This is a genomic window from Streptomyces sp. NPDC030991 (genome assembly GCF_055571235.1).
Map to the genome: position 1 here is coordinate 124,189 of NZ_JBVIFR010000008.1, position 13,078 is coordinate 137,266.

Below are 13,078 nucleotides of genomic sequence, written 5' to 3' on the forward strand. Positions count from 1 at the left end.
ACAACTGGGCCGCACCTTTAGCCGGTTGGCTCCGGTGGCGCCCCGGTGACGGTCGCGGGCGGGTCCGTGACCACCGCCGCCTGCGGGCGGATCGGGAGCCTGTTCACCGGGCGGCCCGTCGCCGCTCGGACCGCTGAGGCGACCGCTGCCGGGGACGCGACCACCGGTACCGCGCTGGCCGCCTTCGCGCCGAAGGGGGCCACCACGTCGCGTTCCTCGACCAGCTTCACGATGCGGATGTCCGGCGCGTCCAACGCCGTGGGCAGGGCGTAACCGGTGAGGTCCGGACGGCGGAGTACGCCCTTGGGCGTGCGCAGGTTCTCCGTGAGGGCCGCGCCGACGCCCTGCGTGACGCCTGCTTCGATCCGGGCCTTCAACTGTCCTGGGTTCAGGATGCGGCCGACGTCCTGGGCCACCGCCAATTCGACGACGCGTACCGAGCCGATCTCGATGTCCACGTCGACGACCGCGCGGATCGCGCAGAAGGCCAGGCCGACGAAGGCGTCCCCCTGGCCGGAGGCGTCCAGCGGCTCCGTGGGGTGGGGGCGGCACTGGGCCGTTGCCCACAACTCCTTGCCGTCCATCGCCTCTTCGACCGTCGTGGAGAGGACTCCGTCGTACGACGTGATCTTGCCGTCGGCGATCTGGAGCAGCTCCGTGGACATGCCGAACTTGTGGGCCAGCGGCTGGAGGAGTTGCGTGCGGACCATTTTGGCCGCTCGTTCGACCGCTCCGCCGGAGACCCACGTGTGGCGGCCCCGGCAGCCGGGTCCTGCCGGCGGCTGGTCCGTGTCGACCGGGGCCACGTGGACCTCGTCGATGCCCAGCGTCTCCTGGACGATCTGGCGGGCGAGGGTGGTGAAGCCCTGGCCCGTCTCGACCGCCGCGCAGATGACCGTGGCCACGCCGTCGTGCACCTTGACCGTGGCCGTCGATACCTCGTCCGCGCCCTCCGCGCCCAGCATGTGCACCATGCCGATGCCGTAGCCGACGCCGCGGCGCACCGCGTCGGGCTCGCCCGCGCCCTCGGGGCCGCCGGGCAGCAGCCAGTCCGCCTCCGGGGTGTCCTTGGGGAGCGGCGGGAGCGGGAAGTCCCGTACGGCGTCGAGGAGTTCGGCCACCGGGGCCGGGCAGGTCACCGTCTGGCCGGTCGGGAGCACGTCGCCCGTCGCGAGGACGTTGCGCATCCGCAACTCCGCCGGGTCGACACCCAGCTTCTTCGCCAGCTTGTCCATCTGGGCCTCGTAGGCCGCGCAGACCTGGAGCGCGCCCTCGCCCCGTACGTGGCCCGACGGCGGGTTGTTCGTGCGCACCGCCCAGCCTTCGATCGAGGCGTGGGGGACGACGTACGGGCCGCACGCGAAGGCGACGGCCGCCGCGAGCGCGTCCGAGGACGTGTCCGCGTAGGCGCCGGAGTCGAGGAGGATCTGCGCCTCCACCTTCACCAGCCGACCGTCCGCGTCGGCGTGGTGGCGGTAGCGCAGCAGCGTCGGATGGCGGTGGGGGTGGCCCAGGAAGGATTCCTCCCGGGTCGCCGTCAGTTTCACCGGGCAGCCGGTGCGCAGCGCCAGCAGGCCGAGCGGGAGGTGGAAGCTCGGGTCCTCACGGTCCGCTGTCGCGCCCGGCACACCGGTGACCACGACCTTCACCCGGTCCGCGTCCAGACCGTAGCGGGCCGCCGCCAGATCGCGGTCGCCGTGGGGGTCGGTCGAGGCGATGTACAGCTCCACGCCGCCGTCGGGGCGCGGCACCGCGAGACCGGCCTCCGCGCCGATGGGCGCCGGGTCCTGGCGGCCGATGCGGTAGAGGCCCTCGACGATCACCTCGCCGGTCGCGTCGAGGTCGCCGTGGCGCAGCGGGATGTGGCGGACGAGGTTGCCGTCGGGGTGCAGGGGCTCGGCCGCGAACGCCTTCTCCGGGTCGGTGACGGGTTCGAGGACCTCGTACTCGACGATGATCGCCGCGGCCGCCATGCGGGCGGTGTCCGGGTGGTCGGCGGCGACCGCCGCGAGGGGCTCGCCGTGGTGGCGTACGACGTCGGAGGCGAACACCGGGCGGTCGGCCGTGCGGTGTCCGGACAGTGGGCCACCGGGGACGTCCTCGTGCGTGACGACCGCGCGGACGCCGGGCATCTCACGCGCGTGGGTGGTGTCGATGGAGACCACGCGTGCGTGCGCGTGCGGGGAGCGCAGGATCGCCGCCCACAGGAGCCCCTCGGCCCACAGGTCGGAGGCGTAGGGGAACGTCCCCTCCGCCTTCGCCGCTGCCTCCACCGAGGGCAGGGTCGTACCGATCCCGTGCGGGATCTCTTCCGTCGCGGGGGCCGCGGGTGCCTCCGTCGTCTCGTTGGTCACGCTCGGCCTCCGTCCCGAGTGTTCCGGCTGTCCTGGCCGGCGTCGCCATAGTTGCCTTGGTCGCCGTCGCCATAACTGCCTTGGTCGCCGTCGCCATCGCCATAGCTGTCCTGGCCGCCATGGATGTCACGGCTGTCATAGCCGTCGTGGCCGCCGTAGCCGGCTTGGGCGTCGTAGCCGTCATGGGCGTCGTGGGCGCCGCGGATGTCCTCGGTCGAGACCGGGCCCGCCTGATGCGGGATGCGCGGGCCGAAGTCGGCCGCCGCCCCCACTGCCTCCGACGCCTCCGCCGGCTCCACCGTTTCCGCCGACGTCCGCCGCCCGTCGGCGACCTGGCGCACCGCGTCGAGTACGCCGCGGTAACCGGAGCAGCGGCAGAGATTGCCGCACAGCGCCTGGCGGGCTTCGAGGTCGGTGGGGTTCGGGTTGCCCTCCAGCAGGTCGTGGACCGTCATCGCCATGCCGGGGACGCAGAAGCCGCACTGGACCGCGCCGCAGGCGGCCAGCGCGCGCTGCACATCGGAGGCGTGCCCGTCGACCGCGAGGCCCTCGACCGTACGGACCTCGCTGCCCGCGGTGGTCGCGGCGGGCACCAGGCAGGAGGCGACGAGGCGGCCGTCCACCTGGACGTTGCACGCGCCGCACTCTCCCTGCGAGCAGCCGTCCTTGGCACCGGCCAGGCCCAGGCGCTCGCGCAGTACGTACAGGAGCGACTCGCCGATCCAGGCGTCGGTGACGGGGCGGTCGGTGCCGTTGACCCGCAGGACGTAGCTGGCCACGGGGTGCTCGTCGTGGAGCGGGGCGGGGGCCCCGGGGGCGTCCTCCTCGTCCTGCGGCTCCGGCTCAGGCGCCGATTCCGGGTCCGGCTCCGGCTCCGGGCTGCCTGCCTCGTGTTCCGGCACCGTCGGCTCGGACTCCGCGACGGGTTCCGGGTCCGGGGCCAGGCCCGAGTCCGGCTCCGAGTCCACGTCCGAGTCCGGCTCGGGCGCAGGCTCCGGCAGATCCGCCTCAGGCCCCGACACCACCTCGTACCCGGGCTCGGGCAGGGGCGCCGCCTCCGCCACACCCGCGTCCGCCGCCTCAGCCGCGACCTCGGCCTCAGCCGCAACTCCAGCCTCAACCGCACCCGCCACCTCAGGCGCCACCTCGACCTCAGGCGCCACCTCGACCGGCGGCTCCGGAGCCAGCACCGACTCCACCTCAGCCACCGATACCGGTACCGACTCCCCCGTACCCGTACCCGTCCGCGCCCCCGCCTGCGCCCAAGGCTCCGAAGCCCAGGGCGCGGGCGCGCCGCCGGGCAGCGTCGCGGGCGGCGTGCGGTCGCCCCACTGCGCGGCCAGCGCCGAGGTGGTGAACTCACCCGAGTCCTCCGGGAGTTCACCGCCCGCGACCGGGATGGACCACTGCCCCGTATCGCCCGGCGCCGCACCGTACGACGCCGTCCCCCGCACCGGGTGCGGCGGCTCGGCGTGCGGGTGCGGCTCGGGCTCCTGGTGGGCCGTGGGCCAGTTGACCTGGGGCGGCCCGGACTGCGGATGGCCCGCGCCGTCCGCCACGCCCGTCAGGTCCGCCGGCAGCACCCATACCCCGGTCGCGGCGGGGTCGGTCGCGGCGGCGCCCGTGGCCGGGCTCACCGTTATCTGCGGCGGTACGTAACCGTGGCCGGGCGCGGCGAGCGGCGCGTCCGGGAAGCCGTCGGGGGGCAGCTGCACGAACGCCGTGGCGTCGGAGTCGTACTCGCCCTTGGGCAGCGGCTGCCAGCCGTCCGTCTCCGGTGCGGCGCCCGAATCGGGTCCGTTGTACTCGTTCGTCACGACAGCGCCCTCCCAAGTGCACGTCGGGCCAGGGCGGCGACGGTGCGCCGCAGATGCAGTACGGCCGCGGGCAGCGCCTGCTGGGTGCCGTCGGGGGCCGGGGGCAGGTCCGGGACGCAGGCCGCGGCGACGTACTCGCCGAACGCCTGCACGGCCTCGGGCACGAGCGCGCCGCGGTCACCGTCCCAGTCGATGAGCGAGGCCACCCACTGCTCGGCCTCCAGGGGGCGCAGCGGCATCGGCGCGATGGCTCCGACGGCGCAGCGCACGGTGCGCCGGGCGGGGTCGAGGACGAGGGCGACGGAGGCCGTGGCGCGCCCGGGGCCCGTACGGCCGGTCGCCTTGAGGAAGACCTGCGGCGCGTGCAGCAGCGGCACGCGTACGAAGCCGATGAGTTCGCCCGGGCGCAGCATCTCCATGCCGGCCAGCAGGTGCGAGACGGGCACCTCGCGGCGGGCTCCCTGGGGCCCGGCGATGATCAGCGTGGCTTCGAGGGCGGCCAGCACGGGCAGCGCGTCGTTGGTCGGGGCGGCCGAGGCGATGTTGCCGCCGAGGGTGCCGGCGTTGCGGATCTGGGGCGGGCCCGCCGCGCGCGCGGCGGCGGCGAGGGCCGGGATGAGGGCGGCGAAGTCGGGGCGGCCGATGCGGGCATGAGTGAGACCGGCGCCGAGCAGCGCGTGGCCGTCCTGGTACTGCCAGCCGCGGATCTCGCTGATGCGGTTCAGGCCGACGAGGGCGGCGGGACGGAGTTGACCCGCGTTGACCTGCGCCATCAGGTCGGTGCCGCCGGCCACGGGCACGGCGGCGGGCATGGCCGCGAGTGCCGCGACCGCCTCGTCCAGCGAACTCGGAAGTACCGCGGCCTGTGTCGTCTGCGGTGCGTGCGTGGTCAAACCGGCTGCCCCTTCCCGATGTCCGGCCGTGCGCCCGGTGGCCGCGGTGGTCGTCACGTGGGCTGCTGCCGCTCGCGTGACCGCCGCTCCCGCCGTTACGCCTGTTCCGCCGTACGGTACGTGCTGACAGGCCGGACGTGGCAACTCTGGCACATCTTCCCCGGCACCCGGATATGGGGTCCGGTAGGAGGCATTCGCCCCTTCCACCTGGGAGATGACCGATATGGCAGCCGATCGCCGGTGAGGGCGAATTGACCCTCTTCGGTGACCTATGGGGCGGCATGGAGACCGAGTGGCCCCTGCAGGGGAACGCGGCCGCGCGGACCCGCTCCCCCACAGGCGACGCACAGGCGTCCTCACACGTTCGGGGGCGCCCCTTCGATCGGGCGTCCGAGCAGCCCGGGTCGACGCTGCCACGGCAACGGGCCCTGGGGCCCCCGGTAGTCGACGCCCAGGGCGTCAAGGCGCCGGTAGTGGGCGGTCATTCGGCGCTCGAAGTCCGCGAAGTCGCGCTCGTCGGGGGCGGGCAGTTCGCTCCACGCCACTTCGCAGAACGCGGACAGGCGCGGGAACGCCTGGTAGTCGACGCGCTGCTGGTTCTCCATCACCTCGGTCCACAGGTTGGCCTGGGCGCCGAGGACGTGCCGCGCCTCCTCCTCGGTCAGCTGCGGCGGCACCGGCTCGAAGCGGTAGACGTCCTCCAGGGTGCGTACGAAGCCGATCGGGACCGGCTCGTCCTCGCCGGGCGCCTGCCGGTGGTCCAGGTAGACCTGCTGCTCGGGGCACATGACGACGTCGTGGCCCGCCCGGGCGGCGGTGATGCCACCCCGGTAGCCGCGCCAGGAGGAGACCGCGGCGCCGGGTGCGAGGCCGCCTTCGAGGATCTCGTCCCAGCCGATGAGACGCCGGCCGCGTTCGCTCAGCCAGGTGTCGAAGTGCCGGATGAACCAGGACTGCAGCTCGTCCTCGTCCTTGAGGCCGAGCTCCTGGATGCGGGCCTGGGCGGCCGGTGACTGGCGCCACTGGTCCTTGGGGCACTCGTCGCCGCCCACGTGGACGAAGGTCGACGGGAAGAGGTCGAGCAGCTCCTCGAAGACGCCTTCGTAGAAGCGCAGGGTGTGGTCGGTGGGGGCGAGCACGTTCGGATTGACGCCCCAGGTGTCCCAGACGGTGAGGGCGGACGTGTCGATGACGTCGGCGTTGCCCAGTTCCGGGTACGCGGCTATGGCGGCCTGCGAGTGGCCCGGCAGGTCGATCTCGGGGACGACCGTGATGTGGCGGGCGTCGGCGTAGGCGACGATCTCCCGGATGTCCTCCTGGGTGTAGAAGCCGCCGTGCGGCCGGTCCTCCCACAGGGGGGAGGCGCGGTGGCCGAGTTTCGTGCGGGCGCGCCACGCCCCGGTCTCCGTCAGCTTCGGGTGGCGCTTGATCTCGACGCGCCAGCCCTGGTCGTCGCTGAGGTGGAGGTGGAGGACGTTGAGTTTGTGCGCGGCGAGCAGGTCGATGAAGCGCAACACGCCGTCCTTCGGCATGAAGTGCCGGGCGACGTCGAGCATCGTGCCGCGCCAGGGGAAGCGGGGGGTGTCCTCGACGGTGACGTGCGGTACGGCCCACTGTCGTCCGGTGGCGAGCGGGGCCCGGCGGAAGGCGTCGGGGCCGAGGAGTTGACGCAGCGTCTGGGCGCCCCAGAAGACTCCGGCGGCGCCGCCGCCCTCGATGCCGACGCCGGTTCCGGTGACGCGGAGCCGGTAGCCCTCCGGTGCCAGGGACGGGTCGATCGCCAGGCGTACGGCGCCGCCCTCGTCCGCCGGGGGCAGGGCGAGGCCGGTGACCGCGCCGAGTGTGGCCCGCAGCCAGCGCGCGGTGGACTCGGTCCCCTCGCCCGCCGTGAGGCCCGTACCGCTGTCGAACACATAGGAGGCGTCGCTGTCCCGCGTCAGCCTGCGGGGCGCCGGGACGAGACCCGGGAGGGCGTCATGAACGTCGGATGCTTCAGACAAGTTCAGTCCTTGACCGCGCCGCCGAGCCCGGACACCAGGCGCCGCTGTACGAGTACGAAGAAGACCAGTACCGGAATGGTCATCACGGTCGAGGCTGCCATGATTCCGCCCCAGTCGTTCTCGTCGGGTTTGAAGAAGACGAGCAGGGCCATCGGCAGCGTCGACTGAGACGTGTCGCTGATGATGAAGGACTTCGCGAACAGGAAGTCGTTCCAGGTGGAGATGAAGGAGAAGACGCTCGTCGCCACGAGGCCGGGCAGGACGAGTGGGAAGAGGATCTGCCAGAGAAATCGGGAGCGGCTGGCACCGTCCAGATACGCCGCTTCCTCCAGCGCTTCCGGAACGGCTTTCACGAAGCCGCGCAGCATCCAGATCGCGAACGGCAGCGAGAAGGCGAGGTGCGGCAGGATCAGCGCGCCGAGCGTGTTGAGCTGCCCGAAGTCCCGCATCAGGAAGAACAGCGGGATGGTGAGCGCTTCCACGGGCACCATCTGCGCGACGAGGAACATGATGAGCAGCGTCGTGCGGAACCGGAAGCGGAAGCGTGTCACGGCGGTCGCCGCGAGGAAGGCGACGAGCGCCGAGAGGATCACGACGGTGCCCGCCACGATGAGGCTGTTGAGGAAGTACCGGCCGAATTCCTGTTGTTGGAATACGCGGCGGAAAGAGTCGAGCGACGGGGAAAGGGTCCAGGGCCGCGGCTCGGACGATTCGATCTCGCCCGCCGGTTTGAGCGCGCTGAGCACCATCCAGTAAAGGGGAAAGGCGACCACCAGGGCGATCAGCAGTGCGGACGCCTCCGCGGCGAGCCGCCAGGGCCGGCGGATCCGCAGGGCGCGCAGTACGCGTACGCCGGAAAGGCCGACGGCACTCATAGTTCCCTGCCCTCTCTGCGCATCAGCCGCAGATAGACGAGCGTGACGGCGAGCAGGATGACGAGCATGACGACGCCGATCGCCGAGCCGAGGCTGTACTCGCTGCCCGCGAAGGCCTTCTGGTAGGCGTAGACGTTGAGGACGAGGTTCTGGCCCGCGATGCCGCCGCCGTTCGTCATGACGTAGATCTGGGTGAAGACCTTGAAGTCCCAGATGATCGACTGGATGGTGACGACGACGAGGATCGGGCGGAGCATCGGCGCCATGACCGAGCGCCAGGTCCGCCACTGCGAGGCGCCGTCCAGCGACGCCGCTTCGAGCACCTCGCCCGGGATCGCGCGGATGCCCGCGTACACGGTGACCATGACGAACGGGAAGGAGCACCAGACCACTTCGAGCAGGACGAGCGCGAAGGCGCTGTACCTGCCGTACGTCCACGAGAAGTCGCCGAGGCGCAGCACCTTGTTGACCGGGCCGAAGTCCGGGTCGAAGAGGAAGACCCAGACGGTGGACCCGGTGATCGCCGGGGTGGCCCAGGCGCCGAGCGCGGCCAGCATCAGGGCAAGGCGCGGCAGGGCCCGTACGCGGGTGAGCAGCACGGCGAGGGCGCAGCCCACCAGGAGCGTGCTGACGACGCAGGCCGCCGCGAACAGCACCGTGGCGCAGAGCACCTGCCAGAACTGGCTGTCGGCGAAGAGGCGCTGGTAGTTGCCGAGCCCCTGGAAGGTGGTCGGTTCGCCGCCGCTGACCTGGGCCTGGGTGTACTCCAGGAAGGAGATCAGGCCGAGTTGGTAGATCGGGTAGACGAGCAGACCGGCGAGGAGGACGAGGGCCGGGGCGAGATACAGCCAGGGTGTCCGGCCCCCGCCCCGCGCTTGTACGGAGCTCACCCGGCCGCCCCGAACGCGTCGTCCATCTTCTTCGCGGCGTCACCGGAGGCCGCCCGCACGTCCTTGCGGCCGCTGACGACCTCCTGGAACATCGTCGGCAGGACGAGCGAGGCGTCGATCTTGGCCCAGGCGGGCGAGGCGGGCACGAACTTGGCTCCGGCGCCGAGCGTCTTCACGAAGGGCGCGACGAAGGGCTCCTCGCGGGCGACGTCCGCACGCACGTCGGTGTAGGTCGGCAGGAACCCCATCCCGGAGAAGAGGGCGCGCTGGGCGTCCTTTCCGGCGAGCCGCTTCATCAGGTCCACGGCCAGCGTCCGGTGCGAGGTGCTCTTGAGCACGCCGATGTTGTTGCCTCCGGCGAACGCGGGCGCGATCTGCCCGGACTTGACGCCGGGCAGCGGGACGACGGCGTATTTCCCCTTGACCTTGCCGTCCTCCATGGCCTGGTGGCTGAAGTCGCCGCCGATCGCCATGGCGGCCTTGCCGGAGGCGAAGGCGGTGACGGTGTCGTTGCCGCCCATGCCGGCGCACTTGGCGGCGGGGCAGTTGGTGTCGCCGAACAGCGAGGTGTAGGCGGTGATGCCCTTGCGCGCGGCGGGGCTGTCGAGGGCGGAGACGTACGACTCGCCCTTCTTCTCGGCGAGTTCGCCGCCGTTGGCCCAGATGAACGGCATCGCGCCGTAGGTGTACGCGCCGCCGACGGCCAGCCCGTACAGCTCGGGCCGCGCCTTGTGGATCTTCTTGGCGGTGGCGGCGAGTTCGTCCTGCGTCCTGGGTACGTCGATGCCCAGGTCCTCGAAGACGTCGGTGCGGTAGTAGAGGGCGCGTACGCCGACGAAGTACGGGGCGCCGTAGATCTTTCCGCCGACGGTCACGGACTCCTTGGCGGTCGGGTCGGTGTCCTTGGCGTCGGCCCAGGCGCCGAACTCCGCGCTCACATCGGCGAGTCCGCCGTCCTTCACGTATCCGGCGGTGTCGGTGTTCCCGTACTCGATGACGTCGGGCGCGCTCTTCGGGTCGTTGAACGCGGCCTTGATCTTCTCGGCGCGGGTGTCGACGGGGATGTACTCGACCTGGACCTCGGAGTCCTTGTGCGCTCTCCGGAAGCCGTCGAGGGCGGCGTCGACGGCCTTCTTCTTGGGCGCGTTGTTGACCTCCTGGAAGAGCCAGACGCGCAGTGTGCCGCTCCGTTCGTCCTTGGCGGAGCCACTGTTGTCGGAGGTGCCGGGGGCGCAGGCGGTGGCGGCGAGGACAAGTGCCGCGAGGGGGACGGCAGTTCGTACGGAGAGCCGCACAGGGAGCTTCATCGGGAACGCCTCCGAAGTGTCGTTGCAACATACGCAATGGTGGTTTCGCTGTGCACAACAGGAGGGAGGCTAGAAGGACTGGACCACTGAGCGCAATGGGTGACGAGTGACGGAAGAGACCGAAGGTGCGGACGCACAGAGGCCCCCGGCGTGTGTCACCACACACCGGGGGCCTCGCGAGAGCGGGAGAGGACGCGCCTACTTGCCGCCGTCCTTGCCGTTGTCCTTGTCGCCGCCGGCGCCCATGGACTCGTAGATCTCCTTGCACATCGGACAGACGGGATACTTCTTCGGGTCGCGGCCCGGTACCCACACCTTGCCGCAGAGCGCGACGACCGGCGTACCGTCGAGAGCGCTCGCCATGATCTTGTCCTTCTGGACATAGTGGGCGAAGCGCTCGTGATCGCCGTCACCGTGCGACGTCTGCGGCGTCGGCTCTACGAGGGTCCCCGTACCTGTCCCGCGCTCGGGCTCAAGAGTGCTCATAAGCGCCAAGGGTACTGAAGGCCGCCCACTGGGCGAAGTGCCGCCGGGGCCATCAGTTGAGCGAGGGATCGTCCGGGTACGTCGCCACCATCGCCAGCTCGCTGCGCTGGCGCCGCAGCACCGCGCGCCACAGGCCCTCGGGGCGAGGGGCGGAGACGTCCCCGGGCTCCGACTCGACGACGTACCAGGCGCCCTCGGTCAGCTCGTTCTGCAGCTGGCCGGGGCCCCAGCCCGAGTAGCCGGCGAAGATGCGCAGCGAGCCGAGCGCCGCCGCGAGCAGCTCCGGCGGCGCCTCCAGGTCGACGAGGCCGATCGCGCCGTGCACCCGGCGCCAGCCGAGCGGGCCCTCCTCGCCGGGGATGACCGCGATGCCGAGCGCCGAGTCGAGGGAGACCGGGCCGCCCTGGAAGACGACGCCCGGCTCACCCGCGAGGTCGCCCCAGCCCTCCAGGATGTCGCCGACGTCCACCGGGGTCGGCCGGTTGAGGACGACGCCGAGCGAGCCCTTCTCGTCGTGGTCGAGGAGGAGCACCACCGCGCGGGCGAAATTCGGGTCGGCGAGGGCGGGTGTGGCCACGAGCAGCCGCCCTGTGAGCGAGGACACCTCGGTCATGCCAGACATGATCCCGCACATTCCCCGCGCGGGGGGAGGCAAGCGCGAGAACGGTAAGAACGCAGCTCAGCGCAGATCGCGGCACCGCGCGCGGGCGCATGGTTCCATGGCACCCCCGTCACCCCATGTGCCACGTTCGTGACGGTTCGTGTTGTAGCGAAGTCATGACGGTCCCGGGCGTACTCGGGCTTACGGAACAGGGGGAGGCGGCCTTTACCCTTGTCCCTTGGCCCCCTGCCCCCCTCTTCGGAACGCGAGATCCATGACCGTCACCGGCATTGACGACGTACTGCTTGTCCACGGCGGAACCCCGCTGGAGGGCGAGATCCGTGTCCGAGGCGCCAAGAACCTGGTGCCCAAGGCCATGGTCGCCGCGCTGCTCGGCAGCGCTCCGAGCCGGCTGCGCAATGTCCCGGACATCCGCGACGTCCGGGTCGTACGCGGCCTGCTGCAGCTGCACGGTGTGACGGTCCGCCCCGGTGAGGAACCGGGCGAGCTGGTGATGGACCCCTCGCACGTGGAGTCGGCGAACGTCGCGGACATCGACGCCCACGCGGGCTCCTCCCGCATCCCGATCCTGCTGTGCGGCCCGCTGCTGCACCGCCTCGGACACGCGTTCATCCCGGGTCTCGGCGGCTGCGACATCGGCGGCCGGCCGATCGACTTCCACTTCGAGGTGCTCCGCCAGTTCGGCGCGACGATCGAGAAGCGCGCCGACGGCCAGTACCTGGAGGCCCCGCAGCGGCTGCGCGGCACCAAGATCCGGCTGCCCTACCCCTCGGTCGGCGCCACCGAGCAGGTGCTGCTCACCGCCGTGCTCGCCGAGGGCGTGACGGAACTCTCGAACGCGGCCGTCGAGCCGGAGATCGAGGACCTGATCTGCGTCCTGCAGAAAATGGGCGCCATCATCGCGATGGACACCGACCGCACCATCCGCGTCACCGGTGTCGACACGCTCGGCGGCTACACGCACCGCGCGCTCTCCGACCGCCTGGAGGCGGCCTCCTGGGCGTCGGCCGCGCTCGCCACCGAGGGCAACATCTACGTGCGCGGCGCCCAGCAGCGTTCGATGATGACGTTCCTCAACACGTACCGGAAGGTCGGCGGCGCCTTCGAGATCGACGACGAGGGCATCCGCTTCTGGCACCCCGGCGGCCAGTTGAAGTCGATCGCGCTGGAGACGGACGTCCACCCGGGCTTCCAGACGGACTGGCAGCAGCCGCTCGTCGTCGCGCTCACGCAGGCCACGGGCCTGTCGATCGTCCACGAGACGGTGTACGAGTCGCGCCTCGGCTTCACCTCCGCGCTCAACCAGATGGGCGCGCACATCCAGCTCTACCGCGAGTGCCTCGGCAGCTCCGCCTGCCGCTTCGGCCAGCGCAACTTCCTGCACTCGGCGGTCGTTTCGGGCCCGACCAAGCTGGAGGGCGCCGACCTGGTCATCCCCGACCTGCGCGGCGGCTTCTCGTACCTGATCGCGGCGCTCGCCGCACAGGGCACGTCCCGGGTGCACGGCATCGACCTGATCAACCGCGGCTACGAGAACTTCATGGAGAAGCTCACCGAGCTCGGGGCGAAGGTCGAGCTGCCTGGGAAGGCGCTCGGCTAGCCGCCTGGTTCTCCTGCTCTACGGCCATGGGGCCCACCTGGATCTTCCGGGTGGGCCCCATGGCCGTACGGGCGGCTCACGGGCTGCCTCTGGGGCTCTCACGGCCGTCCGCGGGTGCTCTGTGGCTGGTCGCGGGGGGGGGGGGGGGGGGGGGGGGGGGGCGGGGGGGGGGGGGGGGGGGGGGGGGGGGGGGGGGGGGAGGGAGAGGAGAAGCGACAACAAAGAGGCAACAAA

Annotated in this window: 10 protein-coding genes; 1 reads left to right on the forward strand and 9 read right to left on the reverse strand. The window is 71.6% G+C overall.

All coding sequences use genetic code 11. From position 1 onward, the window contains the following. Positions 1 to 17: 17 nt before the first annotated feature. The 9 genes from ACZ45E_RS17320 to ACZ45E_RS17360 form a co-directional block, all read right to left on the reverse strand. On the reverse strand, positions 18 to 2,354 hold the full coding sequence (locus ACZ45E_RS17320) for a xanthine dehydrogenase family protein molybdopterin-binding subunit (protein ID WP_468221686.1): 2,337 nt from the start codon (positions 2,352 to 2,354) through the stop codon (positions 18 to 20). After that, a complete protein-coding gene (locus tag ACZ45E_RS17325; RefSeq protein ID WP_468221687.1) occupies positions 2,351 to 4,171 on the reverse strand; it encodes a (2Fe-2S)-binding protein in 1,821 nt (606 codons plus the stop codon). The genes ACZ45E_RS17320 and ACZ45E_RS17325 overlap by 4 nt, the downstream gene beginning before the upstream one ends. Beyond that, entirely contained in the window at positions 4,168 to 5,064 is an 897-nt protein-coding gene (locus ACZ45E_RS17330) for an FAD binding domain-containing protein (protein WP_468221688.1), read from the reverse strand. The genes ACZ45E_RS17325 and ACZ45E_RS17330 overlap by 4 nt, the downstream gene beginning before the upstream one ends. 356 nt (positions 5,065 to 5,420) lie before the next feature. Beyond that, on the reverse strand, positions 5,421 to 7,064 hold the full coding sequence (locus ACZ45E_RS17335) for a beta-N-acetylhexosaminidase (RefSeq protein ID WP_468221690.1): 1,644 nt from the start codon (positions 7,062 to 7,064) through the stop codon (positions 5,421 to 5,423). A 2-nt stretch (positions 7,065 to 7,066) separates the two neighbouring features. After that, positions 7,067 to 7,939 (reverse strand): carbohydrate ABC transporter permease, encoded by an 873-nt coding sequence (locus tag ACZ45E_RS17340; protein WP_468221691.1) that lies wholly within the window; start codon positions 7,937 to 7,939, stop codon positions 7,067 to 7,069. After that, complete coding sequence (locus ACZ45E_RS17345) at positions 7,936 to 8,829, reverse strand: carbohydrate ABC transporter permease (protein WP_468221692.1); 894 nt, start codon at positions 8,827 to 8,829, stop codon at positions 7,936 to 7,938. Before ACZ45E_RS17345 ends, ACZ45E_RS17340 begins: the two co-directional genes overlap by 4 nt. Continuing rightward, entirely contained in the window at positions 8,826 to 10,136 is a 1,311-nt protein-coding gene (locus tag ACZ45E_RS17350) for an extracellular solute-binding protein (protein WP_468221694.1), read from the reverse strand. The genes ACZ45E_RS17345 and ACZ45E_RS17350 overlap by 4 nt, the downstream gene beginning before the upstream one ends. Before the next feature lie 198 nt (positions 10,137 to 10,334). Further along, positions 10,335 to 10,622, reverse strand: coding sequence for a DUF3039 domain-containing protein (locus ACZ45E_RS17355; RefSeq protein WP_404210119.1), 288 nt, complete (start codon positions 10,620 to 10,622; stop codon positions 10,335 to 10,337). Between the two features lie 52 nt (positions 10,623 to 10,674). Further along, on the reverse strand, positions 10,675 to 11,235 hold the full coding sequence (locus ACZ45E_RS17360; protein WP_468221695.1) for a YqgE/AlgH family protein: 561 nt from the start codon (positions 11,233 to 11,235) through the stop codon (positions 10,675 to 10,677). 262 nt (positions 11,236 to 11,497) lie between these two features. On the opposite strand from ACZ45E_RS17360, the gene murA reads away from it, so the two are divergent. Continuing rightward, entirely contained in the window at positions 11,498 to 12,844 is a 1,347-nt protein-coding gene (gene murA, locus ACZ45E_RS17365) for a UDP-N-acetylglucosamine 1-carboxyvinyltransferase (RefSeq protein WP_468221697.1), read from the forward strand. The last annotated feature ends 234 nt before the right edge of the window (positions 12,845 to 13,078 follow it).

Excerpts from the sequence above, each read along its gene's own strand:
- ACZ45E_RS17355 (WP_404210119.1), bottom strand. The coding sequence starts at position 10,622 with ATGAGCACTCTTGAGCCCGAGCGCGGGACAGGTACGGGGACCCTCGTA.
- murA (WP_468221697.1), top strand. The coding sequence starts at position 11,498 with ATGACCGTCACCGGCATTGACGACGTACTGCTTGTCCACGGCGGAACC.
- ACZ45E_RS17340 (WP_468221691.1), bottom strand. The coding sequence starts at position 7,939 with ATGAGTGCCGTCGGCCTTTCCGGCGTACGCGTACTGCGCGCCCTGCGG.
- ACZ45E_RS17360 (WP_468221695.1), bottom strand. The coding sequence starts at position 11,235 with ATGACCGAGGTGTCCTCGCTCACAGGGCGGCTGCTCGTGGCCACACCC.
- ACZ45E_RS17350 (WP_468221694.1), bottom strand. The coding sequence starts at position 10,136 with ATGAAGCTCCCTGTGCGGCTCTCCGTACGAACTGCCGTCCCCCTCGCG.